Origin of the sequence: Microbacterium sp. NPDC055988 (genome assembly GCF_042269505.1) — a bacterium.
In the GTDB taxonomy this organism is placed as follows: domain Bacteria; phylum Actinomycetota; class Actinomycetes; order Actinomycetales; family Microbacteriaceae; genus Microbacterium.
In genome coordinates this window covers 1,707,251-1,732,877 of record NZ_JBHJXY010000001.1, presented here as the reverse complement: position 1 = coordinate 1,732,877, position 25,627 = coordinate 1,707,251, and the positions used below count along the sequence as shown (strand labels likewise).

The 25,627-nt window shown below is 69.5% G+C and carries 20 protein-coding genes; 7 read left to right on the top strand and 13 right to left on the bottom strand.

The features are described 5' to 3' along the window. Window positions 1-29: 29 nt before the first annotated feature. Window positions 30-3,212 carry a S8 family peptidase gene (locus ACFC14_RS08385; protein WP_376102901.1) on the bottom strand — a complete coding sequence of 1,061 codons (3,183 nt, stop codon included), beginning with the start codon at window positions 3,210-3,212 and terminating at the stop codon, window positions 30-32. A gap of 188 nt (window positions 3,213-3,400) precedes the next feature. On the opposite strand from ACFC14_RS08385, the gene ACFC14_RS08380 reads away from it, so the two are divergent. From ACFC14_RS08380 to ACFC14_RS08360, 5 genes are all read left to right on the top strand, one after another. Next, window positions 3,401-3,946 carry an ECF transporter S component gene (locus ACFC14_RS08380; protein WP_376102898.1) on the top strand — a complete coding sequence of 182 codons (546 nt, stop codon included), beginning with the start codon at window positions 3,401-3,403 and terminating at the stop codon, window positions 3,944-3,946. Window positions 3,947-4,027: 81 nt separating this feature from the next. Beyond that, window positions 4,028-5,740, top strand: coding sequence for an ABC transporter ATP-binding protein (locus tag ACFC14_RS08375; protein WP_376102895.1), 1,713 nt, complete (start codon window positions 4,028-4,030; stop codon window positions 5,738-5,740). Window positions 5,741-5,817: 77 nt separating this feature from the next. Next, on the top strand, window positions 5,818-6,603 hold the full coding sequence (locus ACFC14_RS08370; RefSeq protein ID WP_376107135.1) for an energy-coupling factor transporter transmembrane component T: 786 nt from the start codon (window positions 5,818-5,820) through the stop codon (window positions 6,601-6,603). A 10-nt stretch (window positions 6,604-6,613) separates the two neighbouring features. Beyond that, a complete protein-coding gene (locus ACFC14_RS08365; protein WP_376102892.1) occupies window positions 6,614-7,489 on the top strand; it encodes a siderophore-interacting protein in 876 nt (291 codons plus the stop codon). Then, entirely contained in the window at window positions 7,486-8,169 is a 684-nt protein-coding gene (locus ACFC14_RS08360; RefSeq protein WP_376102889.1) for an ECF transporter S component, read from the top strand. The genes ACFC14_RS08365 and ACFC14_RS08360 overlap by 4 nt, the downstream gene beginning before the upstream one ends. Before the next feature lie 59 nt (window positions 8,170-8,228). Here the strand turns inward: ACFC14_RS08360 and ACFC14_RS08355 are convergent, their stop codons facing one another. The 4 genes from ACFC14_RS08355 to ACFC14_RS08340 form a co-directional block, all read right to left on the bottom strand. After that, window positions 8,229-9,581, bottom strand: a complete 1,353-nt coding sequence (locus ACFC14_RS08355) for a DUF222 domain-containing protein (RefSeq protein ID WP_376102886.1) — start codon at window positions 9,579-9,581, stop codon at window positions 8,229-8,231. A gap of 240 nt (window positions 9,582-9,821) precedes the next feature. Continuing rightward, entirely contained in the window at window positions 9,822-10,961 is a 1,140-nt protein-coding gene (locus ACFC14_RS08350; RefSeq protein WP_376102883.1) for a serine hydrolase domain-containing protein, read from the bottom strand. Between the two features lie 374 nt (window positions 10,962-11,335). Then, window positions 11,336-12,499 (bottom strand): acyl-CoA dehydrogenase family protein, encoded by a 1,164-nt coding sequence (locus ACFC14_RS08345; RefSeq protein ID WP_376102881.1) that lies wholly within the window; start codon window positions 12,497-12,499, stop codon window positions 11,336-11,338. A 152-nt stretch (window positions 12,500-12,651) separates the two neighbouring features. Then, window positions 12,652-13,581, bottom strand: a complete 930-nt coding sequence (locus ACFC14_RS08340) for a M15 family metallopeptidase (RefSeq protein ID WP_376102879.1) — start codon at window positions 13,579-13,581, stop codon at window positions 12,652-12,654. A 74-nt stretch (window positions 13,582-13,655) separates the two neighbouring features. On the opposite strand from ACFC14_RS08340, the gene ACFC14_RS08335 reads away from it, so the two are divergent. After that, entirely contained in the window at window positions 13,656-14,753 is a 1,098-nt protein-coding gene (locus tag ACFC14_RS08335) for an Rv2578c family radical SAM protein (protein WP_376102876.1), read from the top strand. A 39-nt stretch (window positions 14,754-14,792) separates the two neighbouring features. Here ACFC14_RS08335 and ACFC14_RS08330 read toward each other — a convergent pair whose 3' ends face one another. From ACFC14_RS08330 to ACFC14_RS08295, 8 genes are all read right to left on the bottom strand, one after another. Further along, complete coding sequence (locus tag ACFC14_RS08330; RefSeq protein WP_376102873.1) at window positions 14,793-16,169, bottom strand: NAD-dependent succinate-semialdehyde dehydrogenase; 1,377 nt, start codon at window positions 16,167-16,169, stop codon at window positions 14,793-14,795. Then, window positions 16,166-17,473 (bottom strand): M20 family metallo-hydrolase, encoded by a 1,308-nt coding sequence (locus ACFC14_RS08325; protein WP_376102871.1) that lies wholly within the window; start codon window positions 17,471-17,473, stop codon window positions 16,166-16,168. The genes ACFC14_RS08330 and ACFC14_RS08325 overlap by 4 nt, the downstream gene beginning before the upstream one ends. Before the next feature lie 29 nt (window positions 17,474-17,502). Then, window positions 17,503-19,194 carry a thiamine pyrophosphate-dependent enzyme gene (locus ACFC14_RS08320; protein WP_376102868.1) on the bottom strand — a complete coding sequence of 564 codons (1,692 nt, stop codon included), beginning with the start codon at window positions 19,192-19,194 and terminating at the stop codon, window positions 17,503-17,505. A 10-nt stretch (window positions 19,195-19,204) separates the two neighbouring features. Continuing rightward, window positions 19,205-19,855: an RraA family protein gene (locus tag ACFC14_RS08315; RefSeq protein WP_376102865.1), complete on the bottom strand. Its 651-nt coding sequence runs from the start codon at window positions 19,853-19,855 to the stop codon at window positions 19,205-19,207. Then, complete coding sequence (locus ACFC14_RS08310; protein WP_376102862.1) at window positions 19,848-20,237, bottom strand: RidA family protein; 390 nt, start codon at window positions 20,235-20,237, stop codon at window positions 19,848-19,850. The genes ACFC14_RS08315 and ACFC14_RS08310 overlap by 8 nt, the downstream gene beginning before the upstream one ends. Beyond that, the gene (locus ACFC14_RS08305; protein WP_376102859.1) at window positions 20,234-21,625 is read right to left on the bottom strand and encodes an MFS transporter; all 1,392 of its coding nucleotides are present in this window, start codon (window positions 21,623-21,625) and stop codon (window positions 20,234-20,236) included. The genes ACFC14_RS08310 and ACFC14_RS08305 overlap by 4 nt, the downstream gene beginning before the upstream one ends. A 98-nt stretch (window positions 21,626-21,723) precedes the next feature. Then, window positions 21,724-23,016: an ArgE/DapE family deacylase gene (locus ACFC14_RS08300; protein WP_376102857.1), complete on the bottom strand. Its 1,293-nt coding sequence runs from the start codon at window positions 23,014-23,016 to the stop codon at window positions 21,724-21,726. Between the two features lie 18 nt (window positions 23,017-23,034). Then, window positions 23,035-24,357 carry an MFS transporter gene (locus ACFC14_RS08295; protein WP_376102854.1) on the bottom strand — a complete coding sequence of 441 codons (1,323 nt, stop codon included), beginning with the start codon at window positions 24,355-24,357 and terminating at the stop codon, window positions 23,035-23,037. A 109-nt stretch (window positions 24,358-24,466) separates the two neighbouring features. On the opposite strand from ACFC14_RS08295, the gene ACFC14_RS08290 reads away from it, so the two are divergent. Next, window positions 24,467-25,627 (top strand): helix-turn-helix domain-containing protein, encoded by a 1,161-nt coding sequence (locus ACFC14_RS08290; RefSeq protein WP_376102851.1) that lies wholly within the window; start codon window positions 24,467-24,469, stop codon window positions 25,625-25,627.

The window sequence follows — 25,627 nt, the reverse complement described above, 5'->3', positions numbered from 1 at the left end:
GAGGCCGCGGGGCGTCGTGCTGTGGGGGTCTACTCCGGCTTGGCTGTCTCCGGAGCATCCGTCGGCGGGGCGTCCGTCGGCTCCGGCGTCGGCTCCGGGGTGGGCGCCGGCGTCGGCTCCGGCGTCGGCTCCGGCGTCGGCTCCGGGGTGGGAGCCGGCTCCTTCGCCTCGGGGACCACCGCGTCCGGCGCCGTCACCGTCACGACGGTGCGGACGGCCGAGTCGCCGTACTGGACGAGCCCGAGGTAGCGGGCGCCGGCGGTGAGGCCGGTCCAGCTGAGGTCGTAGCTCGTCTTCTCGCCCCGGATGGCGGCGATCGGGTTCGGCGTCGCAGTGAACGCGCCCTCGCCGCCCGGCTGCACGTTGGCGTAGGACATGTCCCACGTCATCGGCCCCGTCGTCGAGTACACGTTCGCCACCACAAGGTAGGTGCCGGCGGTCGGGGCCGGAACAGTGACCTGCTCGTCTGCCGAGCCGGTCGCCGACTGCCAGTTCTCGTAGTACCGCAGGTCGTCCGGGCTCACCACGCGGTACACGGTGAGGTCGAGGTCGCTGCCGTCGTCGTCCGACGAGTCGAGGTCGAACCGGGAGAGCGTCGTTCCCTCCGGCACGTCCACGATCCACGCGACGTCCTTGTTCGCATCACCCGAGTTCTCGTCGCCCGAGTGCCCCTCGACCGGGTTGTCCGGGTCGCTGAGCAGCTCGTAGGCGGTGAGGCCCGAGAGGTTGAGAGCCAGGTCGCCGTCGAGACCGGGGGTGATCTCCACCGACGTGCTGCCGTCGACGCCGGTGCCGGTGACCTCTGCCGGAGCATCCGCCGTGACCGGGAACACCGCGATCGGCGAGCGCACCGAGTTCTTCGCGCTCTTCCAGGTGAGCGACCCCGTCGCCCACTCCTCGACCGGCGCACTCTTGTTGTCGAACGTGACGGTGAAGGACTTGGTCTGACCCGGTCGGTCGAACTTCAGCTGCTGCGGGGTGACCTTGACGTTCACTCCGGGAACGGAAGCCTTCGCGGTGAAGGTGCCCTTCTCGGTCGACGTGACCGTACGGGTGACGGTCTGCGCGCTGGCGAGCGAGCCGATCGAGATCGACGCCTGGTTCAGGTCGCTGCCATCGATGGGCTCGATCCCCGGGAAGTCCGACAGGCCCTTCCCGTCGAGGAACGCCGCCCAGTCCTTGACCCCGTTGAGGTACAGCAGACCGGGGTTCAGGTATCGCTTCGGGTCGACCTGACCCGCGCCCTGCTCGAACGGGTCGGTGTTCTTCGATCCGTCGGGCAGAACGGTGTCGTACGCGGTGGTCATCATCGCCGACCGGATCTCCCCGGGCGTCGCCTTCGGGTGCTCACCGAGGTACAGCGCGCCGAGACCGGCCACGTGCGGCGAGGCCATCGAGGTGCCGGAGAGGATGCCGAAGGTCGGCTCCTCATCGGGTCCGTTGTTCGTCGCCGCGAGGATCGCGACGCCAGGGGCCGCGACATCCGGCTTCAGCACATCGCTGCCGTCGGCCAGCATCGGCCCGCGGCTCGAGAAGCCCGCGATCTGCGGGGTCGGGGTGGTCACGCCCGTGGTGTTCTCGCCGACGAGCGTGATCGGGCGATCGACGCCGCCCTGCACGTAGGCGAGCACGGCGGCGCGGTGCACGGCGTTCAGGTGCACGGTCGGCACGGCGTGGAAGTCGTTGTCGAGCGAGTCCGCTCCACCCGGCACGTTCACGAGGACCATGCCGATGCCTCCGGCGTCCTTCACGACCTGCGACTTCTCGGCGCGCGCGTTGCCGCCGCGGTCACAGACCACGATGTGTCCGGCGACCTTCGCCGGGTCGAGGGTGCCCGGCAGGCAGAGCTGCGGGTCGACGGCTCCGGCTGCGGCGGCATCCACCGCGGCGATCGACGGGCCGGTGACGCTCTCACCGAACGGCACGCTCACCGATGCTCCGGCCTGCTCGAACCCGTCGAACTGCACCGTGCCCTCCCAGGTGGGGATGGTCGATGCGGCGACCGTCGTGTACCAGGGCGAGGCGTGGTCGGCCGTGACCGGGTCGGGGCCGTCGTTTCCGGCGCTCGTCGCGACGAAGACGCCCGCAGCCGCGGCGTTGAAGAACGCGATGTCCTCCGGCGCCAGCACCGTGCTCGCAGCCCCGCCGCCGATGGAGTAGTTGATCACGTCGACGCCGTCGGCGACGGCCTGATCGATCGCGGCGACGAGGTCGCTCAGCGCGCAGATGTCGTCGGTGGTGACGGTCGTGTCCGGGCCGACGTAGCAGGCCTTGTAGGCCGCGACCTTCGAACCGGGGGCGACGCCCGAGACCGTGCCGAAGTCGACGTCCTCGATCGCGGCGTCGACCTTGAAGTTGCCCGCCGCGGTGCTCGCGGTATGCGAGCCGTGGCCGTCGCCGTCACGCGGCGAGAGGTAGTCGTACTGGAAGTCGAAGCCGGCGGCCTCGGCTCCGGCGTAGAAGTACTGTCCACCGATGAGCTTCGAGGAGTAGTCGCTCTTGTCCCAGTCCTGGCCTTCGACCATCGCACCCTGGAACTGCCCGCCGTCGGACTTGTCGAAGTACACGTAGGTGCCGTCGGTGTAGGGCTGGTTGCCCTTGTGTCGGCTCTGCTGCTTCTTCTGCTTCTTGATCTTCTTGCCCTCGAAGGAGGGGTGCTCCGGCGCGATGCCGGTGTCGATCACGCCCACCACGACCCCCTCACCGGCCTTCTCGACGCCGCCGGTCTGCTGCCACACGCCGCCGCGGCCCTTGCGGTCGTCGCCGAGCCCGAGGAAGTCGGTGGACGTCTGCGCGTCGGGGTGCCGGACCTCATCCGGGTAGACGCCGAGGACATCCTTCGACGCACGGAGCGCATCGACCTGCTCGCCGGAGAGGTCGGCGCTGAAGCCGTTGAGTGCGACCTGATAGGTGTTGTCGGGCGTGACGCCCACGTCGCCGATCAGGTCGGTCTGCTGGGTCTGGAGGTGCTCGACGTACCGCTGCGAGTCCTGCGACTGCGTCTCGAGCTGCTCGCCCTCGGCGGGCTTCGTGGCCTTCAGGCCCTTGACGTCGCCCTCGTAGCTGGCGAGCGGATCGGCCTTCATGACCACGATGTAGTGGCCGGGGGTGCCCGCGACCGGGACAGGGTGCGTCACCTCCTCGGTCGCGGCGTAGCCGGTGGTTGCCGTCGATGCGATGAACAGAGTCGCCAGGGTGGTGGCTGCTGCCATCCGGAGGGGTGTTCGACCCATGTGCTGCTCCCGATGATCACGGTGCAACCGCGTTGCTGCACCGCGGCCAACATAGCCCCGCTCTTCGCGGCTGGAGAGAGAACTGGTCGATCGGCCAACCGGCCTTCGCCGATCGGCCAGGGTTATGCACGGCCGCCCTCCCGATAGGTCGACAGTAAGCTGGAGAGGTGGCCCGCACCCCCGTCCTGACGACCCGAGTACTGCTCGTCTGCGCAGCGATCGGCGTCGCGACGGGCATCCTCGCCGGCATCGCCGGATGGGTGACCCCCGTGCTGCTGGCGAGTCCCCTGCTGTTCCTCTACGGCCTCGTGCTCGGCTCGCATGTACTGCCGGGGATCATCGCCCAGGAGGTGCTGCGACTGCCGCTGGTCGCCCTGATCACGCACGTGTTCGCGGCGCTGATCGCGAGCGCCTTCAACCCGGCGTGGGCGCTGCGGTTCATCGGCACCGCCCTGCTGTTCGGGCTCATCCAGGAGGGCGTCGCCGCCCTCACCCGCTATCGGTCCTGGGGCCCGTGGCGCTTCTTCATCTCGGCGGCCGTCATCGGCGTCATCGTCGCGGTCGTGGTGTTCTTCGCCGCGCACCTGTCGGTCATGCCCGTGTGGGCGCAGATCCTGTACCTGGCGATCTCGGTGCTCGGCCCGATCGCGTGGACCGCGGTGGGGCTCGCGATCGGCTCGGCGCTGCGCAGGGCCGGGGTCGCTCGGCGCTGACGGCCGGAGTTCCGTCGATGGCGGATCAGGTAAGGCTCAGCTAAGTTAGACGGGTACGATCCGTCGACCCGGGACTCCGCCGTGCGCCCATCCGCGCCCCTGCTGAGCGTGCGTGAGCTCTCGCTCACCCACGCCGATGCCGCGCACCCCTCGCCCCGCGACGTGACCTTCGACATCGACCCCGGAGAGGTCGTGCTGCTGCTCGGACCATCCGGATCCGGCAAGTCCACCCTCACGCTCGCCCTCAACGGGCTGATCCCGCACGCGCTGCCGGCGACGATGGCCGGCACGGTCGAGGCCGGCGGAATCGACACCGCCGCCGCGCAGCCGGCCACGCTGAGCACCCACGTCGCCATGGTGTTCCAGGACCCGGATGCGCAGATCGTCACGGGCACCGTCTACGACGAGGTGGCGTTCGGCCCGGAGAACCTCCTGCTCGCACTCGACGTCGTGCAGGCCCGCGTCGAAGCGGCGCTGCGCCGGGTGGGACTCTGGGATCGGCGCGACGAGAACCCGGATCACCTGTCCGGCGGAGGGCGGCAGCGGCTCGCGATCGCCTGTGCCCTCGCGATGGGCTCTCCGCTGATCGTGCTCGACGAGCCGACGGCCAACCTCGACCCGCAGGGCATCGACGATGTCTACGCGGCCCTGGCCGATGTGGTGGCCGCCGGAGACCGCGCGATCCTCCTCGTCGAGCACAACCTCGACGCGGCGATGGACTTCGTCACGCGCACCATCGTGCTCGACCGCGAAGGCAGGGTCGTGTTCGACGGGCCGGCCGCCGAGATCATCCGTACCCATGCCGACGAACTCGTCGGGATGGGCGTCTGGCTGCCGGCGGCGACGCTCGCCGCGCTGCGACTGCGGGATCAGGGCTTCTCCTTCGATCCCCTGCCGCTGACTCCGGACGAGCTCGGCACCGCCCTCGCGGAGGATGCCGCCTCCTCCCCCTCCGCCCGGTCGACGACCGGAACACCGCCGCGGTCGACGAGCGAGGAGCTGCGCGACGAGCGGGGCGAGGAGAAGGAACGCGCCACCGAGGCGATCATCCGTGCCCGCGGGCTGACCGTGCGGCGCCGACGCACCGCGATCCTGCACGGGATCGACCTCGACCTCGCGCCGGGGAGCCTCACCGCAATCGTGGGAGCGAACGGTGCCGGCAAGACGACCCTGATCCAGGCTCTCGCGGGCGTCGTGCCGCCGCCGCGGGGTCAGGTGTCGGTCGACGGCATCGATCCGGGTACCGCCTCGCCCCGCGACCTCGCCGCGCGCATCGGCTTCGTGTTCCAGAACCCGGAGCACCAGTTCATCGCGCACACGGTGTTCGACGAGCTGGCGCACGGGTTGCGGCTGCGGCATGTGCCGGAGATCGCCTCCCGTGTCGAGGAGATGCTCGTGCGGTTCGGCCTCGAGCACAAGGCGGACGTGCACCCGTTCCTGCTGTCGGGCGGCGAGAAGCGACGCCTCTCGGTCGGCACGGCTCTGATCACGCGGCCCCGCGTCCTCGCGCTGGATGAGCCGACGTTCGGGCAGGACCGCGCGCGGGCGGCCGAACTTCTCGATCTGCTGCAGAACCTCCGCGCCGAGGGCACGACGATCGTGATCGTCACGCACGACCTGCAGCTCGTGGCGGAGCACAGCACGCACGTGGTGATGCTCGCCGACGGGCGGGTGCGGGCGTCGGGCCCCACCGCGTCGCTGTTCCGCGATCAGCAGCTGTTCGCCGACGCCGGGCTCCGCATGCCGGCGCTGCAGCGCGTGCTGGCGTCCGCGGGCCTCGAGGTGACCCGATGAGCGCCGACGTCACGGGCAGCGCTGCACGCCGCGTTCCCGACGCCGCCGGAGTTCCTGCGTTCGACCCCTATGCCCGGATGACGGCGACCTCGCCGCGCCAGTTCCTCTACGCTCTGAACCCGCTCGCGAAGGTGGCGGGTTTCGCCCCGGCGATGGTGCTGCTCGTGTTCGTCCGCGACCTCGCCACCCCAGCTGCATTCCTCCTGCTCGCGTACGCGCTGATCCTGGTCGGCGCCCGCCTCACGCGTCGACTGCTCGCTCTGCTGCTGCTCGGACTCCCGGCGGGCATGCTGCTGGTCGCGGTCGGATTCTCGCTGTGGGTGGATGCCGGACTCGTCGACGGCAGCGCGCCGCTCGTGCGAATCGGCGACTGGACGCTGTACAGCGGTGCCCTCGTGATCGGGTCGGCGACGGCGCTGCGCCTCGGCTCGATCATGGCGCTCGCCCTTGTCGGCGGACTCACCACCAGCGGCCCCGATCTCGTGCGGGCGAGCGTGCAGCAGCTGCGGGTGCCATACCGCGTCGGGTACACGGCGCTCGCTGCGTTCCGGTTCGTGCCGAGATTCGGGCATGAGCTGGCCGTGATCCGCGCTGCCCACCGGGTGCGCGGATACCACGGTGGACGCGGACCTTTCGCCCGCATCGCTCGCGGCTGGGGCTACATCGTGCCGCTCCTCGCCGGCGCCATCCGCCATGCCGAGCGCGTCGCCCTGGCGATGGACTCGCGGGCCTTCGGCGCCCATCCCACTCGCACCGAGCGGCATCTCGTGCCGTTCCGCACGCGGGACACCGTCTTCACCCTCACGACACTGCTGGCGTCCGCCGCCATCTTCGTCGCCTTCTTTCCCTGGCAGCTTCCCTGAAAGGCGCCCCATGGCATACAGCAAGCTGGTCAAGCCCGAGACGACCGAGCTCATCCATCTGACGGTCCTGCGCACCGAGCGGCTTTCGGCGCACTGGATCCGCGTGAGCCTCGGCGGCGGCGAGATCGAGAAGTTCCGGCCGATGGGCTTCGACCAGTGGTTCCGACTGTTCCTGCCGATCGGGGGCGATGCGGGCCTCGAGCGGGTGCCCGCGAAGGCGAACAAGATGTTCGGGTATCTGAAGTTCCTGCGCATCCCCGACGGCGAACGGCCCGTGATGCGCAACTACAGTGTGCGGGCATATCGTGCGGCGACATCGGAGGCCGGCGCCGAGATCGACGTGGACTTCGTACTGCACGGCTCGGCCGCCGACGGCACGGCCGGTCCGGCATCGCGCTGGGCCGAGACCTGCCAGCCGGGTGAGCATGTGCTGATCATCGACGAGGGGCTCACCTTCAACCCGCAGCGCGGCACGGATCGCGTCGTGCTCGTCGGGGATGAGACGGCACTGCCGGCGATCGCCTCGATCAGTGCGTCGCTGCCCGTGGATGCGACCGGCACCGCGATCATCGAGGTGCCGAGCGAGGAGGATGCGCTGGAGTTCCCACATCCGTCCGGTCTCGAGGTCGTCTGGCTCGTGCGCCCTCATGACGTCGCCCCCGGTGCGCTGGCGCTGCAAGCGCTGGGCCGCACCGCCCTGCCGGATGCCCCGTTCCACGCGTACGCGGCCGGTGAGCAGGCTCTCGCCTCCGGTGCCCGCAAGCACCTGGTGGGCGAGCGCGGTGTGGACAAGAACGCCGTGAGCTTCTGCGGGTACTGGAAGATCGGCGCGGCTTCTCCGGCGTCGAAGGCCGCTCGCGAGGCGGCAGCGGAGCCGCTGGCATGAGCGGGGCGGACGCGGCAGGTGCGACGGGCGCGGCCGGTGCGACGGACGCGGCAGGTGCGACGGGCGCGGCCGGTGCGACGGGCGCGGCGGCGCCCCGGCGAGGATCGGGCGGTACCGCGCGAAAGCCGGGTGGTCGATTCCGCTTTCCCACTGCGATCCTGCTGACCTGCGCGGCACTCGGTGTCGCGGGCGGCCTGCTGCTGGCGCCGGCGAACTGGTTGTCGACGCTGCTCTTCCCCGTGGCGCCCTTCGCGAGCGTGGCGCTGGCCGGACTCTGGATGCTGCCGTCGGTCATCGCGCTGCGTCTGCTGCGACGCCCGTTGGTCGGGCTCCTGGTGGGCTTGCTCGCCGGCCTCGTGATCGTGCCGTTCTCCGGGTACGGGTTCGGCAGTGTGGCGACGAATCTGTGGTGGGCGGCGTTCACCGAGCTGCCGTTCCTCTTCGTGATCTGGCGGTATTGGGGCACGTGGATGCACTATGTCGGCGCGGTCGTGGTGAGCTTCGTGTATCCGGTGCTGGCGTGGGCGTCGTTCGATCTGGGCAGCTTCCCGCTCGCGGTGCAGGCGCTGTTCTTCACGATCACGCTGGCGAGCTGCGTCGGGACCACGGCCCTCGGCATCCTCATCGCCGACCAGCTCCGCAAGGCGGGCGTCGGCGGGCGTCGTTCGCAACGATCCTGAGGTGACGCCGGTCGCGACCGCTGCCCGGTGCCCCGAGCCCGATCCGCGCGGATGCATGGTCATGCGGCGATGTCGAAGCGGGCGCGCCCGCCGAGTCGCGGGGTGCGGGCGGGGTCGACGTAGGCGGGTGGGAGGAACCACACTCGTCCCCCGGTCCCGGTCCCGTATCGGGGATGGTCGATGTGGATGTCCCATCCGTTGTCGTGGATGCGGTGGTGACACGTCTCACACAGCAGGACTCCGTTGGTGAGGTCGGTGGGTCCGTGGTCCCGCTTCCACCAGCGGACGTGGTGCGCTTTGGTCATCTCGGGTGGGAGCCCGCACATCGCGCACCCGCCATCGCGTTCGGCCAGGGCAAGGCGTTGCGCGCGGGTGAACAGGCGTTTCTCCCGCCCCCAGTCCAACACTTCGCTGTTCCCGCCGAAGACACAGGGGATGATCCCGCCGCCGGCGGCCATCCGCCGCGCTGCCCCGACACTGACCGGCTGATCCATACCATCCACGGTCGCCGACCCTGCCCCCGATTCCAGGTCCGAGAGGTTCATCCGGACGATCACGGTGGCCCCGGCGACCGGGACCCGCGTCTGGCAGCCGAGGACGTGCGCGCAGAACACCGCGAGCGCGTCGGCCTGGATCATGGGGACCGTGCGCCGGTCCGCATCCGGGGCGTCGGGGTCGGGGGCGTCATTCCGGGCGGCGAACGCGGCGCTCACGAACCCGCGGATCGCGGTCACGATCGGGGCGGCGGTCTCGGCATCGAGGACCGCGTTCAGGTGCACCATCCCGTCCCGCTCGAACAGGGTCAACGCCCGCTTCCCCCGCCGCTCCTCTTCTTTCGGCTCCACCCCATCGGGATCCAGCCAGGCTTCTGCCCGCACCACGAGCTTTCGCACATCGTCGAGCGCCAGACCCTGCGCCTTCTCGACCAGCACCCGCTCCCCCTCGGAGACCCGTTCCGGCCCGGCCGTCACCCGGCACCGATCCAGGACCGTGATGATCATCGCCGCGGCCGGCGCACTGAGAGCACCCGAGCCCAGCACGGCGCGCACCAACGGATACCTCGCCGGAAGCGGCGCCCCCAACAGGTCCGCACGCGGCGCCGTCGCCTCCCCGACCTTCACCAACCGGGCCGCATCACCCGTGGACACTCCGGTGGTCGCGGCGATCAACGTCGCCGGGGTGCGGAACCCCTGCTGCTTCGCCAGACTCTCCGCCCCGAGCTCCGGCCGCGACTCATACGCGATCCGCGCGGCGACCTCGACCTGCACCGCATCCAACCGCCGCTGCAGCACCCCGACCGCCGCCCCCACCGCCACCAGCTCGGACCGGGACAGATCCCCCGCCTCGCCGGCACCCGCCCACGCCGCATCGAGACGACTCATCGCCTCGCGCAACCCGGTCAAAGTGGACATGCTCCACCCTAACCCGGTAACACGCTACCTTCGAAGCTGTCTCCGCATCACATCCCAGAATTCCGCACAAACACGCCACAGCACGCCCAAGGACCACTCCTCCACAAGCACCCCAGATACGTACTTATCCACGAATACAGTCAAGCATCGGTGGGCGACGTGGGCCGAGACGATCACCGCGAGCGTCCACCCCCGCCAGCCGCGCGGCAGTACTCACGCCGTTGCAAGGCCGTCGTCGCATCACTCGGCAGAAGTGTCGCCGCTGGCGTCCGCGAGTCCGCTCTCCTGCACTTCCGCGAACAGGCCCATGACCTCGGGCCCCATCTCGACCTGGGTCAGCACGATCCGGAACGAGCCGTCCGGGTCGATGGAGAAGTCGGTTCCCTGTCCACCGGACCACCCGTATCGGCCGGCTGCGTCCCCTCCGGTCTGCACCGCGACACCGAAACCCCAGCCCGTGCCCTCCCAGAATCCCGGGAAGAAGCTGTCCGGTGTCTTCGCAATCGACGGGATCTGATCGGTGCGCATCAGCGCGAGCAGTTCGGGGGCGAGCATGACCTTCCCGTCGTGGCGCCCGCCCGCCGCCAGCATCCCGGCGAACGCCGCATAGTCGGACGCCGTCGACACGAGTTCGGAATGGCTGAGGTCGAACGGTGCGGGCGCCAGCGAGAATCCTCCGGCTGCAGGCTCGATCTCGACCAGACGGCCGCCTTCGTGCCGGTACGCGGCGGGCAGCCGATGCGCCTGGTCGAGCGGAACCGTGTACCCGGTGTCGACCATGCCGAGCGGGCCGAACAGGTCACGCCGCAGATATTCCTCGAGCGTGCCGCCGACGACGCGGGAGAGCAGTATCCCGAGAAGGCCGAACGAGTGGTGATAACGCCATCCGGTTCCGGGCTGGAAGGTGAGCGGCAGCGCCGCGAGCGCGTCTAACCACTCCTGCGCACCGAGCGCCACGGGCTCCTGGCCCGCTGCCGTCCGGTTGGCGATCATCGCCTCCGCCAACGGGGTCGGTGCGACCTGCACTCCGTATCCCGACGTGTTCGTGAGCAGATGCCGCACGGTGATGGGCGTCGCCGCCGGCTCGACATAGTCCAGCGCGGCGTCCGGCGCGCGCAGCACCCGACGGTCGACGAGCTCGGGCATCCACCGCTCCACCGGATCGTCGAGACCGAGGCGACCCTCCTGCACGAGCCGCAGCGTGGCAACCGCGAGGATCGGCTTCGTCATCGATTGGATGCGGACGATCGCCTCCGGCGGCAGATCCCCGGTCGCGAAGATCTCGACCTTCCCGCCCGGAGAGCCGAGCACGCCGATGATTCCTGGCGCGGTGCCCCGAACGACGTGGTCAGCGAGGATCTGCGGGAGCGAGCTCGTCATGCCCTCGATTCAACCCCGCCCGGACATCCGTGTCCACGGGCCCTTCCCTCCCCTCCCCCTCTCCTTCCCCGTCTCCCCGACCCCCTCCCCCGACACAACTTCGGAGTTCCGCGGCGACACGCCGGTCCGTGGCGCCCTCCGACGGCGAGTCGCGCCCGATCTCCGAAGTTGTGTCGCGGGGAACGGGTGATGCCGCAGAGACGAAGGGCCGGGAGACGAAGAAGGGCCGGGAGACGAAGAAGGGCCGGGAGACGAAGAAGGGCCGGGAGACGAAGAAGGGCCGGGAGACGAAGAAGAGGCCGGACGCGACGAAGAGGCTGCAGACGAAGAGGCCCCCGGATGCCGCAGCATCCGGGGGCCTCTTCAGCCGTGTGTCAGCGCTTGCCGACGATCTGACGACCGACGAGGTCGCGCATGATCTCGTTCGTGCCACCGTAGATGCGGTGCACCCGAGCGTCGGTGAAGGCGCGGGCGATCGGGTACTCCATGATGTAGCCGTAGCCGCCGTGCAGCTGCACGCCCGTGTCGAGCACCTCCCACTCGCGTTCGGTCGCCCAGAACTTGACCTTCGCGGCGTCCTCCGCGGTGAGCGTGCTGTTCTTGTACGCGAGCAGCGCGCGGTCGATGTACGCCCACATCGCATCGGTGGTCGCCGCCATGTCGGCGAGCCGGAAGCGGGTGTTCTGGAAGTCGGCGATGCGCTCGCCGAACGCCTCGCGGTCCTTGGTGTAGGCGACGGTCCAGTCGAGAGCGGCCTGCGCGGCCGCAGCTGCGGCGACGCCGATCGAGAGACGCTCGAGAGGCAGGTTGAGCATCAGCTGGATGAAGCCCTGCCCCTCCTTGCCGCTGATCAGGTTCTCGTCGGGGACGAACACGTCGGTGAAGCTGAGCTCGGCCGTGTCCCAGCCGTGGAAGCCCATCTTGCTGAGCTTCTTGCCCTGGTCGAAGCCCTCCATGCCCTTCTCGACGAGCAGCAGGCTGAACGCGTCAGGGCGGTTGCCCTCACCGGTCTTCACGAAGGTCACGACCACGTCGGCCGTCGTGCCCGAGGAGATGAACGTCTTCGCGCCGTTGAGGATGTAGCCGCCGTGGACCTTCTTGGCGTTGGTCTTGATGCCGCGCAGGTCAGAACCCGCACCCGGGTCGGTCATGGCGAGCGCGCCGAGCACTTCGCCCGTGGCCATGCGGGGCAGCCACTTCTCCTTCTGCTCCTGCGTTCCCATGTGCACGAGGTAGGGCACGGCCAGGTCGTCCTGGATGCCGAACGCACCGGCCAGCGAACCCGCCCCTGCGGCGATGACCTCTTCCATGACGATCGTGCGGAAGCGGTAGTCCTGCAGCATCCCGGCGCCGCCGAACTCCTCGGGGACCGAAAGACCGATCAGGCCGGCCTCGCCGGCAGCGAGCATGGTCGCCCGGTCGATCTCTCCCGCGGCATCCCACCGCTCGATCGCCTCGTTGTTCACGTGGCGCTTGACGAAGTCCTTGACGAGGTCGCGGAATGCCTCGTGATCCTCTTCGTAGATGTCGCGTTCCATTGCGTCCTCCCGAACGTGTCGTGCATCGTTGCTCCGGCGATTCTACGTGCCGGACACCGCCTCGGACAGGACGTTGTGAGAATGCATCCCATCAGAGGTGACACTGGGTACCGCGGTTGTCGGATGCCGCAGAACGGGCTGTTCCGACCGATTCAGTGCGCGTAGTCAGGGGCCGCCGGGAGTCCGAAGAACTCCTCCAGGGTGTGGAATCCGCCGTCGTGGTAGGCCCTGGCGAGGTCGATCCCGACATAGCGGAGGTGCCACGGCTCGGGCGCGTAGCCGGTCACCGGCGTGCCCACCTGCTCGTACCGCACGATGAACCCGTACTCCCACGCGTGGGCCGCAACCCAGTCGCTCTGCGCGGTGCCGCCGAAGCCGTCGAGTCCACCGCAGCCGCTGCCGCACGCGACGACGTCGAGGGCGAGCCCGGTCTGGTGCTCGCTGTGGCCGGGCCGGGCGGAGCCGGCATCCGCCTGCCCCTGACCCTGCGAGCGCACGTGGGTGTCGTAGGTCGTGACCTGCAGCCCGTAGGACCGGTAGCCGTTGTTGGCACCGATGCGCCCCACGCCGGCAGCCTCCGCCGCTTCGGCCATCCGCCCGACGGCAGCCGCGACATCGGTCCGCACCCGGCCCGACAGCGTCGTCATCTGCAGCGGCACCGAGTCGAGCGCCCCTGGCTCGTAGTCCGCGGGCTTCAGCGGGAGGCTCTTGTTCACGACGACCCAGACCCGCGCCGGATCGCGGAGCGAGATGCAGGGTGCGTTGCCCGCCACCACGGCCTCGCGGAAAGCCGGACCCCCGCCGAAGCCCGCGACCACGGCCGCGTCGTCGCCGGCCTGCACCGCCTGCTGCACGGCCGGGTCCGCACACGGGTCGGCGGCCGTCGTCGCCTCGACCTGCACGGTCGGCACCTGCATCACGGCGACCGGCTCCGGCATCGGCGCGGCCTCCACCGCCGCGACGGGAGCGGAGGCGATCGAGAGCAGCACACCGATCGCCGTCACGACGATGCCGAGCGGTAGCGCGGGACCGTGAATCGGGGAGCGCGGAGCCGCATGCTGAGCGTGCGGCGAGAGGGGCATTGGTCCATTCTTTCACTCGAAGCTATGTCGCAGAACCACTTGCGTTCTTATCGTCATTATGTTCGAATGTGGAGATGCGGTGGCAGGGACAGAAACTCGGCGAGACGGATGCGGCGGCGCTGCCCGGACTCGAAGACCGATCCAGCGTGCTGCGGTCGGTGACCACCCCCGAGTTCGCCGGGATGACCTTCCATGAGGTGCTGTCGAAGTCGGCCCTGAACCACGTGCCCGGAGCTTCGCGCATGCCTTTCGCCTGGACCATCAACCCGTATCGCGGATGCAGTCATGCCTGCTCTTACTGTTTCGCCCGCGGCACGCACGAGTACCTCGACCTCGACGGCGGATCGGACTTCGATTCGCAGATCGTGGTCAAGGTGAACGTGGTCGAGGTGCTCGAGAAGGAGCTGCGGCGCGGCAGCTGGCAGCACGAGACGGTGGCGCTGGGCACCAACACCGACCCGTACCAGCGGGCCGAGGGGCGCTACAAGCTCATGCCCGGCATCATCGAGACCCTCGCCGCGTCCGGCACCCCGATGTCGATCCTCACCAAGGGCACGCTCATCCGCCGCGACATCCCCCTGCTCGTGAAGGCCGCGCAGCGCGTGCCCGTCGACGTGCAGATGTCGATCGCGATGTACGACGACGAGCTGCAGAAAGCCATCGAACCCGGAGCCCCGACCACCCAGGCCCGTCTCGACACCGTGCGCGCCCTGGCCGACGCCGGGTTCCCGGTCACCGTCTTCCTGATGCCGATCATGCCGCATATGACCGACTCGCTCGAGGCGATCGACAGCGCCCTCGTGCGCATCAAGGACGCCGGGGCGCGCACCGTCATCTACGGAGCCCTGCACCTGCGACCGGGCGTCAAGCCGTGGTTCTTCGAATGGCTCGGCGCGCACCGCCCCGACCTCGTGTCGTCGTACCGCGGGCTCTATCCCGGCGTCTCTGCGGAGGCACCGAAGGGATACCGGCAGTGGCTCGCGAAGCGTGCCCGCCCGCTCATCCGGATGCACGGACTCGAAGGCCGCCACGAAGACGACTACCCGCGGCGCGGGTTCCGCCCAGGGCAGGGCCATGTGCAGTCGGGCCACCTGCAGACAGGGGCGACGAATGCGGCAGCTGTGCGCTTCACGCCCAGCGCCGCCGCGGCTGCGCAGCCGATGCTGTTCTGAGAGCCCCGAAGACGACCGTCGCCCGACTCCGACGGCAGATCAACCGCGATCGTGCGTGCGGATGAGCTTGCGGTTCACGAACTCCGCCATGCCGTACTCGCCCAGCTCGCGGCCGATCCCCGAGGCCTTGACGCCGCCGAAAGGCAGGTCGGCCTGCGTCTGCGACGGCCCGTTGATCGAGACCATGCCCACGTCGAGTCGGTCGGCGACATCGGCGATGAGCGCAGGATCGGAACCGAAGATCACACTGCCGAGGCCGTAGGGCGTGTCGTTCGCCAGCGCGACGGCGGCGTCGATCGAGCCGACGCGGTGCACCACGGCGACGGGCCCGAAGATCTCCTCGCGGTAGGCGCGAGCCTCGGGGGTGACGTCGGCCAGGATCGTGGGTTCCACGAAGGCGCCGGGGCGATCCAGGCGACGCCCACCGGTCAGCACGGTCGCCCCGTTGGCGGTCGCGTCGTCCACCTGATCGATGACGGACCGTGCGGCGGCCTCCGACGACAACGGCCCGAAGGAGATGCCTTCTTCGGACGGATCGCCGACGCGCAGTTCGCCGACCAGATCGGTGAACCGCTCGACGAAGTCGTCGTACACCTCATCCGCGACGATGAACCTCTTCGAAGCGGTGCACGCCTGCCCCGCGTTGCCCATCCGTCCGACCACCGCCGCACGCGCAGCGGCGTCGACGTCGGCATCCTGCAACACGATGAAGGGGTCGGACCCGCCGAGCTCCAGCACCACCTTCTTCATGGCTCGTCCGGCCAGCTCGCCGACGGCCCGACCGGCACGCTCCGAACCGGTGAGCGAGACGCCCTGCACGGCGGGATGCGCGATGATGCGCGCGACCTGATCCTCTGAGGCGTAGACGTTCTCGTACGCGCCCTCGGGAAGACCGACCCGCTCGAACAGCTCGGCGATCGCCGCGGCCGATTCCGGACAGCTCGGCGCGTGCTTGAGCACGATCGTGTTCCCCAGCGCGAGGTTGGGTGCCGCGAACCTCGCCACCTGGTAGTAGGGGTAATTCCAGGGCATGATCCCCAGGAGCACACCGACCGGAGCGGTGCGGACGACAGCCTCGCCCGTCGCGACGGGGAGCGGCCGGTCGGCCGCGAACGCCGGACCGTTGGTCGCGTAGTAGTCGTAGATGTCGGCGACGATCCCGATCTCGCCGAGGGCCTCCGCCGTGGTCTTGCCCATCTCCCTGGTGATGATGCGCGCGAGGCGTTGGCTGTCCGCGCGGTACTCCGCAGCGACCGCGGCGAGATATCCGCAGCGCTCCTCGACCGTGAGCGCTCGCCAGGCCGGGTACGCTGCAGCCGCACGCTCGACAGCGGCATCCACCTCGGCGTCGGTCGCGGACTCGTACCGGCGCACGATCTCGTTCGTCGTGGGGTCGGTGACGGCGTAATCGGTCATCTGGTTCGCTCCTCCACGGCACCGGGAGTCGGCGCCAGTTCTCCCTGTGCGAGTCTCCGCACGACATCCGTCAGGACGTCGAGGCCTGCCACGAGGTCCTCGTCGCGGGTGTACTCGCCCTCGTTGTGTGAGATCCCGTCCACCGATGGCACGAACAGCATCACGGTGGGCACTCGCCTCTTCATGTTTATCGAATCATGCCCGGCGACCGTGAGGATCTCCTCGCGGGAGTACCCGAGCCGCTCGGCAGATCCCCGTGCCAGCTCGACACCCTCCGGCTGATACGGGTCGATCCCCCATTCGTGCGAGAGCGACCGGCGGATGCCGACCTTCGCGGTCTCCTCGATCTCGGCGAACCGCTCCTGCAGCAAGGCGTTCGCCTCCGCGAGCACGGCTTCGTCGGCGCAGCGCAGGTCGAGCAGCAGCCGAACCTCCGAGGCGACGACGACCGGCGAATTCGGATACACGTCGAGCTGCCCGACCGCGGTGTGCAGCACCCCGGGGAACCTGTCGGCGAGCTCACGGGCGAAGACCACCAGCAGCGAGGCACCGTACAGCGCATCTCTCCGATCGACCATCACGGTCGCCCCGGAGTGCGCCTGCTCGCCTTCCACGGTGACGACGTACTTGCTGGCCGCCCAGCTGGCGGTCACGAGTCCGATCGTGCTGCCGGAGTTCTCCAGCACACGCCCCTGCTCGATGTGGATCTCGGCGCAGAACGCCGCCTCCGGGCCGTCACCGGCACCGAGGAAGCCCGCGGGCTCCAGAGCCTCGGCCACCGTGATGCCCGAGCGATCCGTCGTGCCGAGCGCCTCCTCGAGAGGCAGGACGCCCGTGTAGACGCTCGACCCCATCATCGACGGGGTGAACCGCGAGCCCTCCTCGTTGAACCAGTTGACCACGGCGATGTTGTACCGCGGCCCGGTGGCGCCGTCGGCGGCCCACTCCTCCGCGAGCCGGAACGCGGCATGAGCCGCTGCGAGCACACCGTAGGCGCCGTCATAGCGTCCCGCCGTCGGCTGCGAGTCGAGGTGCGAACCGACGACGACGAACGGCGCCCCGGGGACGACCTCGAGCAACCCGAACTGGTTGCCGATGCGGTCGCATTCCACACGCAGACCGTGCGACTCGAGAAGCGCGGCGAACCAGCGCCGCTGAGCCACGTCGGCGACACTGCCCGCCTGCCGGTCGACCCCGCCGTTCGCGGTGGCGCCGAACTCGCTCAGCCGCACGAAGTCCGCGAGGAACCCCTCGGCGTGGGTGGACGCGGCGGGCCGGTCGGCCGCTCCCTGTTGGATCGTCATGGCGGATCCTCCTCGAATCGTCACGGTGTTCAGACGGCCGTCGACGGTGCACGCACGGCCGGGTCCTGACGCAGGTGGAGCACGGCGGGGCGGCCGCTGGAGCGGGCCCGCCGGTAGGCGTCGCGGAAGTCGGCGGAGTGGGCGACGGTCTCGCCGTACGCCCCATAGGAGCGGGCGAGAGCCGCGAAGTCCGGGTTGGTCAGATGCGTTCCCGACGGACGACCCGGGTAGTGGGCCTCCTGGTGCTCGCGGATGGTCGCGAACACGCCGTTGTCCACGACGATCGCGATGAAGGGAGCGTCGTAGCCGACGGCGGTGGCTATCTCCTGCCCGTTCATCATGAAGCAGCCGTCACCGGCGATCGACACGACCTCGCGTCCGGGCAGAGCCAGCGAGGCCGCGACCGCGGCGGGGATGCCCATGCCCATGGCGCCGTTGCGGGGGGCGACGAGCGTCGCCGGTGCGTGGTGCGGCAGGTACCGCGCCGGCCAGATGGCGTGGTTGCCGGCGCCGAACGTGATCACCGCGTCCGAGGTCAGCTCCTCGCGGAGCACCGCCATCACCTCCGTGAGGTCGACGTACTCCTCTGCGGGGGTCGCCGCGTCCCTGGTGGGGGACGGCGTCGAGAACCGGAGATGCGCATCGCGCGCCCGCTGAAGACGCGACTCGTCGAACGTCACGCCCAACGACTGCGGCAGACGGGCGACGAGGTTCGCGGCGTCGGAGGCGATCAGCTGATCCAGACGCCCGGAGTGCCCACTCGGCTCCCCGGGCAGCACGACGACCGTGGCCGCGTCGTGTCCGAGCCGGTAGCCGTCGCTCAGCACATCCGTGCGAGAGGTTCCGATGAACACGAGCAGGTCGGCGTCGTCGAACAGGTCGGCGGCGTGGTCGGCCCGGCCGTAGCCGAGCGCGCCCACGTAGGCCCCGTCGTGCGGGACGGCGTCGTAGGCCCGGAAGTCCGCGAGGACCGGGATGCAGTGCCGCTCGGCCCAGTCGACCAGGGTGCGCCCGGTCTCGGCGGACCACCCTTCGCCGCCGACCACGACGACCGGACGCTCGGACCGCGCGAGACGCGCGACCAGTTCCTCGACGGCTGTGGCTCCCGCCTCGGCCCCGGCGGCCACCGTGGGCTCCAGCGTCGTCGCGCCCTCAGCGGAAAGCCGGATGACGTCCTCCGGCAGGCCGATGACCACGGGGCCCGGTCGCCCGGAGCGCGCGATGCGCATGGCCTCGGTGACCACTCGTGCCGCCGAGGATGGATCGTCGAGCGTCGTGACGTGCTTCGCCGTCGAGCCGAACCATCCGGTGAGGTCGAACTCCTGGAACGCCTCGCGCCCGCGATCGGATACCGGGATGAGTCCGACGAACAGCACCATCGGCGTCGCGTCCTGCCACGCGGTGTGCACGGCGATGAAGGCGTTCGCCGCCCCGGGCCCGCGCGTGACCATCGCCACACCGGCGCGGCCGGTCAGGCGCCCCTCGGCCAGAGCCATGAAGGCCGCCCCACCCTCATGCCGCGTGATGACGGTCTCGATCGACGAGTCGTGCAGACCATCGAGCACGTCGAGGTAGGACTCGCCCGGAACGCCGTACACGCGCTCGACGCCTTCGCGCTCCAACTGGGCGACGATGAGGTGCCCGGCGGAACGCGTCTCGGACACGGACGCGAGCTCCTGCTCGTCCGTCGCGCGCGAGTCGGTGGTGATCTCGATGGTCATTCGAAGCCTTTCAGAGTGTTTCGGTGTCCAGGGCGAGCAGATCCTCGAGAGGATCGCCCCGGCGGATGCGCGCCAGCAGTTCGGGTTCTGCCTGATCGGAGCGTCGTGCGGCATCCAGGATTTCTGGGGTGAGCGCGTCGGAGCGGAACGCGACCACACCGTTCTCATCACCGGCGACCAGGTCGCCGTCGGCGATGGACACGCCCCCGATGATCACCGGCCGACCGACGCCCGCGATGGCTGTGCCCAGGCGCTTGGTGGTCAGCGCCGTGGTGCCCGTCGCGAACACCGGCAGTGCCGCCGCGGTGGCGGTCAGCGCCGAGAGGTCGGTCACCGGACCGTCGACGACGATGCCTGCGGCTCCCCGGGCGAGGGCAGCCGTCGCGGTCACCGCGCCGACCGGGGCATGACGCCCGCTCTGCACGCGGATCACGAGCACCGCGCCCGGCCGCATTCGCACGAGCGCACGGTTCACCGCGATCGCATCGGGTTCGGTGAGATCGACGGTCACCGCCCGCCCCGCCATCCGCCCGACCTCGCCGATCGGACGGATGCGGGGATCACAGAACCCCTCTTCGAGGAAGTGGCCGAGGGTGGGGAGTTCGACCTGCAGGAGCGCCTCGACGAGAGGATCGGCACCGGCAGACGCGACGTCAGTCATCCGTCTCATCCTTCAGCACGGCGACGCACTCGAGTTCCAGCGCGACGCCCCACAGGCTCACGCCCACGGTCGTCCTGGCCGGCAGGTGCTCCCCGAACCACCGCACGTAGATGCGGTTGTACGCCTCGAGGTCGGCAGCATCCGTGAGGTAGCCGTTCACCTTGACGACGTGTTCGAGACTGCTGCCGACGCCGTCCAGAAGGGTGCGGAGATTGTGCAGAGTGGCCTCGAGCTGCTCCTCGAAGTCCGAGGGGATGCTGCCGTCCACGCCCGCGGGGATCTGCCCCGAGGTGTACACGAAGCCGTTCGCGACGACCGCCTGCGAGAACGGGCCCACCGGGCCCGCGAGGCCGTCGACCGTCCGCACCCTTCTGATCGTCATCGTCCCACCGCCTCCGGGAGGTCGTCGCGCACCGGCGCATCGCCCGCGGACGAATCCTCGGTATCCACGACGTCGATGTTCTTGTGCAGACCCTCCGCGAGGAGCAGCAGCGCGATGAGCGACAGTACGGCCGCACCGCCCACGTACCACGCGATCGACGAGCTCTGTCCGGTGATGGACAGCAGCGCGACGGTGATCGCGGGCGTGATGGCCGATCCGAGCAGCCCCGAGAGCATGTACGCGACCGAGAGCCCCGAGTACCGGATCTTGGAGCCGAAGAGCTCGGCGAGGAACGTGGCGATCGGGCCGTAGTTCGCCGAGAACGCCAGCATCATGAGCGCGTAGGCGACGAACACCATGGCGTCGCTGCCGGTGTCGAGCAGCCAGAAGAACGGGAAGGCGAGCACGACCTCGGCGATGATGCCACCGGCGATCACGGGCTTGCGTCCGACGCGGTCGGACAGGCGTCCGAAGGCGGGGATCGCGAAGAGCGCGACGATGCAGGCGACCAGCACGGCCCAGAGCATCAGGTCGCTGGAGTGGCCGAGCTCGGAGGTGCCGTAGTTGACGCCGGAGGCCACGAGCAGCGTGAAGGTCGAGCCCGTCGAGAGCGTCGCGATCCCGCCGAGCAGCACCTGCTTCCAGTAGTGGCGGATGAGGTAGGCGAAGGGGAGCTTCGCCTTCGCACCGCGCTCGCGCACCTTGCGGAAGCTGGGGGTCTCCTCGATGTTCAGACGGATGTAGATGCCGACGGCGACGAGGATGATCGAGCCGATGAACGGCACGCGCCATCCCCACGCCACGAGCGCCTCGTCGTCGATCATCGCGGTGACGACGAGGAACGCCATGTTGGCGATCAACGTTCCCGCCGGAACACCCACCTGCACGAGCGATCCGTACCACCCGCGCTTGGCGGACGGAGCATGCTCGACGGTCATCAGAACCGCGCCACCCCATTCGCCGCCGAGAGCGAGGCCCTGGATCACCCGCAGGGTGAGGAGGATGAACGGCGCGGCGATGCCGATCGTGGCGAAGTCCGGGATGAGTCCGATGGAGAGTGTGGCCGCGCCCATCGTGATGAGCGAGATGAGCAGCATGGACTTGCGGCCCAGTCGGTCTCCGAAGTGACCGAAGAGGATGGCGCCCACGATCCGCGCGAGGTAGGCGGATGCGAAGGTGAGGAACGACAGGATGGTGCCGACGGCGGGGTCGAGGTCGGGGAAGAACACCTGGTTGAAGACGAGCGCCGAAGCGGTTCCGAACAAGAACAGGTCGTACCACTCGACCGTGGTGCCGATGACACTCGCGGTCGAGATCTTGCGCATCTTGGCTCGGTCGAGACGACCTGATTCGGCCGGCGACAGTGCCGACGAGGGTGTGGCGGACATAGATCCTCCAGGAGGGGTGGGGGTGGGGGTTATGCGGGTGAGACAACTCTGTGGGGGCGAATGCCCGAGCGACAAGGGAGATCTTCCCTCAGTTTTCGCTACGCGGTGTGCATCTGCACACTCACGCCGCACCATTCTGCGATGAACAGCGCGATCGACTTCGTGATGCGGCGAACCGATTCCACGTCGACGCGCTCGTCGTATCCGTGGATCGCCTCGGAGATGGGCCCGTACACGAGGGCCGGGGTGTTCGCGTAGAGGGCGAACACTCGCCCGTCGAGGTAGCCGGGCGTGGTGAACGTGCGCAGCTCGTCACCGAATACCTCGCGGTGCACGCCGCGTAGCGCCGCCTCGGCATCGGAGCCCTCGTCGAGCACGTAGCCCTCCGAGTAGAAGCCGTTGCGGGTGGCCACCGCCTCGACGGGGTTCCCGGATCCGTCGACGTCGATCGAGGCCAGGCACTCCTCGATCTCGGCCCAGGCCGCGTCCGCCGTGACACCGGGATACAGCGCGATGCGGACATCGAGCTCGCACCAGGCCGGAACGCTCGACGGCCAGTCGCCGCCGCGGATGCCGCCGAGGTTGAAGTTGATGGGGTGGTCGAGGTCCTCGAAGTACCGGTGCTCGTCCTTCTCGGCGTTCCACCGAGCCTCGACCTCTCGCAGTCGCTCCATCACGTGGTGCGCGGCATCGATCGCGTTGAAGCCGGAGCTCATCTCCCGCGGATGGGTCGGGCGACCCGCGACGCGCACGGTGAACCAGATCACGCCCACGTTCGCCCGGACGAGCATGTCCTCCTCGGGCTCGGGGATGATCACGGCGTCGGCGACGTAGCCGCGCTGCAGGGCAGACAGCGAGCCGTTGCCGGTGCACTCCTCCTCCACCACCGACTGGAAGTGGATGCGCCCGGTCGGGGTGAATCCCGCTGCTCGCACGGCGTCGAAGGCGAAGAGGTTCGCGGCGAGGCCGGCTTTCATGTCGCCGCTGCCGCGCCCGTAGAGCCAGCCGTCGATCACCGGGGCGTCCCAGGGCGACCGTGCCCACGCCTCGTGCGGTCCTTCCGGCACGACGTCGACGTGCCCGTTCAAGATCAGCGACCGTCCCTCTTCGGATGCCGGGGCATAGGTGCCGACCACGTTGCCGACGTTCTCATAGGAGACGGCCACGGGTCCGGCGCCGGGGTGCTGCGCCAGCTCGGCCGGATCGAGGTCCCACCGATCCATCTCCAGCCCGCGTTCGCGCATCGCGTCGAACAGGAGGTCCTGGGCCGATGCCTCCCGCGTGCGGAGGGACGGATGGCGCACCAGCTCCTGGGTGAAGGCGATCTGCTGGTCGAAGGCGGCATCGACGGCCGCACAGATCTTGTCGGCGACTTCGCTGGTCAGCTTCATGGTTCGTCGTTCCTTAGGTCAGTGCACGACCGGCTTGTCGTGGACGCGCAGGCGCTCCCCGAGCAGGCCGCCGAGCGCGGTGATGAGTGAGATGAAGATGAGGAGGAGCGCCGCCGTCCAGGAGGCCCCGCCCGTCGAGGCCAGCAGTGCCGTGGCGATGAGGGGCAGGAAGCCCGTGATCGCGCCGGCGATGTTGTATCCGAGCGCGACGCCGCTGTACCGCAGCTCGGGCGGGAACAGCTCGGTGAGCAGGGCGCCCGTGACCGCGTAGGCGATCGTGAGGAGGGCGATGCCCAGCGTGACCGCGAAGATGATCGCCCAGGGGTTCCGGGTGTCGATGAGCCAGAAGAGCGGGAAGGCCGCCACGGCGGTGGCGATCGCACCGACCACCGTCATCCGCCCGGGGCCGAAGCGCTCGGCGAATCGTCCGGCGAAGACCGTCACGACGATCTGGACCCCGGCCGCGATGAGTGTCGCGTTCACCATGAGGCCACGGTCGACGCCGAGGGTGTTCGCGCCATAGCTGACCACGAAGGTCGTCATCAGGTAGAACCCGCCGACGCCGAGCATCGCCGCGGCGACGGCGACGGCGAGCCGTCCGCCGGCACGCCGGAAGAGGTCGAGCGCGGGCACCTTGGCTCGGGCTTCGAGAGCGACGAGCTCCTTGAAGATCGGTGATTCCTCGACCTTGAGTCGGATGTACAGGGCGATCCCCAGCAACGGGAACGCGAGCAGGAACGGGAGCCGCCAGCCCCAGGCATCGAACACCGCGGGCGGCATCAGGAGCACGAGTGCGAACGCGCCGGAGGAGATCAGCGTGCCGACCGGGGAGCCGATCTGGATGAGCGCGGCGAAGCGGCCGCGCTTCTCGATCGGCGCGTGTTCGATGGCGAGCGTCATGGCGCCTCCCCATTCGCCGCCGACCGCCAGACCCTGGAGGAGCCTCAGCACAGCGAGCATGATGGGCGCGGCGATGCCGATCGCCAGATAGTCGGGGAGCAGACCGATCAGCCCGGTCGCGCAGCCGATCATGACGATGGTGATGAGGAGCGCAGGGCGCCGCCCGTACCGGTCACCGATGTAGCCGAAGGCGAGAGCGCCGATGGGGCGGGCCGCGAAGCCGACACCGAAGGTCGCGAAGGCGGCGAGCGTGGCGGCCGTGGCGTCGAGGTCGGTGAAGAACAGGCGGTTGAAGACGAGGGCGGCGGCGGTGCCGAAGAGGAAGTAGTCGTACCATTCCAGCGCCGTGCCGACGAACGCCGCCCACGCGACGCGGGCCGCGTCTCCGCCGCTGATCGGCGGGGTCGTGCCGGGCGGGACTTCCGGGGTCGGGTTCGTCATGAGTTCTCCGTTGAAAGGCAGACATCCGCGATGGATACCTCCATCGTCGTAGCGAAATGCTGCACTCACAACCGATGATCGCCCCCAGATTGGGCCCTACACTGTGCAGATGCATAATCACGTTCGGAGCTTCGCGGCGCAGATCGCCGAATCCTGCCTCGCCGATCTCGATGAGGTCGCGTGGCGCTACGTCCACGACGTCCGCGAGATCTCCGGGTATCTCGATTCGGTGATCGACGACGCCGAGCTGTTCCGCGCGGCTCGCGGCTCGTTGGAGATGCTGTTCGGGCTGATCATCGGCGACGACCTCGACGCCCAGCTGATGGCGCACTCCGACCGGCTCGGTCGACGACGCGCACGGCAGGGGATCCCGCTGGACTCGCTGCTGAGGGCGGTTCGCATGGACTTCCGCTTCCTCTGGAACGCGATGCGAGGCTACGTGGCGGAGGAGGACCTCCCGGCGTTCGCCGAAGAGGTCGTGAAGATCTGGGACGCCGTCGAGGTCCACACCATGAACGTCCACGCCGGATACATGGCTGAACTCGCCGACATGGATCGAGAGCTGGAACTCGCTCGGGCGTTCCTCCTCCGCCGACTGCTCGAGGACGGCAGCCGCGACATCCGCCTCTCCCGTCAGGCGGCCGAATCGCTCGGTCTCGACCCGGTCGGCTCATTCCTGGTCGTGGTGGGGAGTCTGCCATTCGCCGCAGAGTTCCGCGCCGGCATGCGCACCCTCCTCCCCGCCGTGCCCGTCGACCGCCTGGACGGTTCCGAGTTCGCCATCCTCGACGTGGGCTCGCTGTCGGCGCGCGAACTCGAGGCGCTCCACGCCCTGCCCGTCGGCCTCCCTCCGATCGCTCAGGGAGCCGAAGAGATTGGTGACCTGTGGCGGGTCGCGCGCGACTTGGCCGCTCTCGTGGATGCCGCAGACCGAGCGGCGACGCTCGACCGTCACTGGGACCGGCTCTTCACCGATCGGTTGGGAGCCGTCGCCGGAGCGTATTCGCGTCAGACGCTCGAGGCGCTCCACGCGCTGCCGGAGCGCGAACAGAGCCTCCTGATCGAAGCGGTGCGGGAGTACCTCGCCAACGGTTCGGTCACCCGCACGGCCGCCGCCCTCTACTGTCACCGCAACACCGTGCTGAACCGGCTGACCCGCTTCGCCCTCGCCACCGGCCTCGACCCGACCGTTCCCGCGGATGCCGGCGCGATACGCATCGTGTTGAGCGGCGCCGGCCCCCGGTCGGCCTCCGCTCCCGCACCCGCGTAG

Bases quoted from the DNA above. Each gene is read 5' to 3' on its own strand.
- ACFC14_RS08325 (WP_376102871.1), bottom strand. From the start codon at position 17,473: ATGACGATCCAACAGGGAGCGGCCGACCGGCCCGCCGCGTCCACCCAC.
- ACFC14_RS08365 (WP_376102892.1), top strand. From the start codon at position 6,614: ATGGCATACAGCAAGCTGGTCAAGCCCGAGACGACCGAGCTCATCCAT.
- ACFC14_RS08300 (WP_376102857.1), bottom strand. From the start codon at position 23,016: ATGAAGCTGACCAGCGAAGTCGCCGACAAGATCTGTGCGGCCGTCGAT.
- ACFC14_RS08305 (WP_376102859.1), bottom strand. From the start codon at position 21,625: ATGTCCGCCACACCCTCGTCGGCACTGTCGCCGGCCGAATCAGGTCGT.
- ACFC14_RS08355 (WP_376102886.1), bottom strand. From the start codon at position 9,581: ATGTCCACTTTGACCGGGTTGCGCGAGGCGATGAGTCGTCTCGATGCG.
- ACFC14_RS08350 (WP_376102883.1), bottom strand. From the start codon at position 10,961: ATGACGAGCTCGCTCCCGCAGATCCTCGCTGACCACGTCGTTCGGGGC.
- ACFC14_RS08320 (WP_376102868.1), bottom strand. From the start codon at position 19,194: ATGACCATCGAGATCACCACCGACTCGCGCGCGACGGACGAGCAGGAG.
- ACFC14_RS08290 (WP_376102851.1), top strand. From the start codon at position 24,467: ATGCATAATCACGTTCGGAGCTTCGCGGCGCAGATCGCCGAATCCTGC.
- ACFC14_RS08370 (WP_376107135.1), top strand. From the start codon at position 5,818: ATGACGGCGACCTCGCCGCGCCAGTTCCTCTACGCTCTGAACCCGCTC.
- ACFC14_RS08345 (WP_376102881.1), bottom strand. From the start codon at position 12,499: ATGGAACGCGACATCTACGAAGAGGATCACGAGGCATTCCGCGACCTC.
- ACFC14_RS08335 (WP_376102876.1), top strand. From the start codon at position 13,656: ATGCGGTGGCAGGGACAGAAACTCGGCGAGACGGATGCGGCGGCGCTG.
- ACFC14_RS08340 (WP_376102879.1), bottom strand. From the start codon at position 13,581: ATGCCCCTCTCGCCGCACGCTCAGCATGCGGCTCCGCGCTCCCCGATT.
- ACFC14_RS08315 (WP_376102865.1), bottom strand. From the start codon at position 19,855: ATGACTGACGTCGCGTCTGCCGGTGCCGATCCTCTCGTCGAGGCGCTC.
- ACFC14_RS08385 (WP_376102901.1), bottom strand. From the start codon at position 3,212: ATGGCAGCAGCCACCACCCTGGCGACTCTGTTCATCGCATCGACGGCA.
- ACFC14_RS08360 (WP_376102889.1), top strand. From the start codon at position 7,486: ATGAGCGGGGCGGACGCGGCAGGTGCGACGGGCGCGGCCGGTGCGACG.
- ACFC14_RS08330 (WP_376102873.1), bottom strand. From the start codon at position 16,169: ATGACCGATTACGCCGTCACCGACCCCACGACGAACGAGATCGTGCGC.
- ACFC14_RS08310 (WP_376102862.1), bottom strand. From the start codon at position 20,237: ATGACGATCAGAAGGGTGCGGACGGTCGACGGCCTCGCGGGCCCGGTG.
- ACFC14_RS08295 (WP_376102854.1), bottom strand. From the start codon at position 24,357: ATGACGAACCCGACCCCGGAAGTCCCGCCCGGCACGACCCCGCCGATC.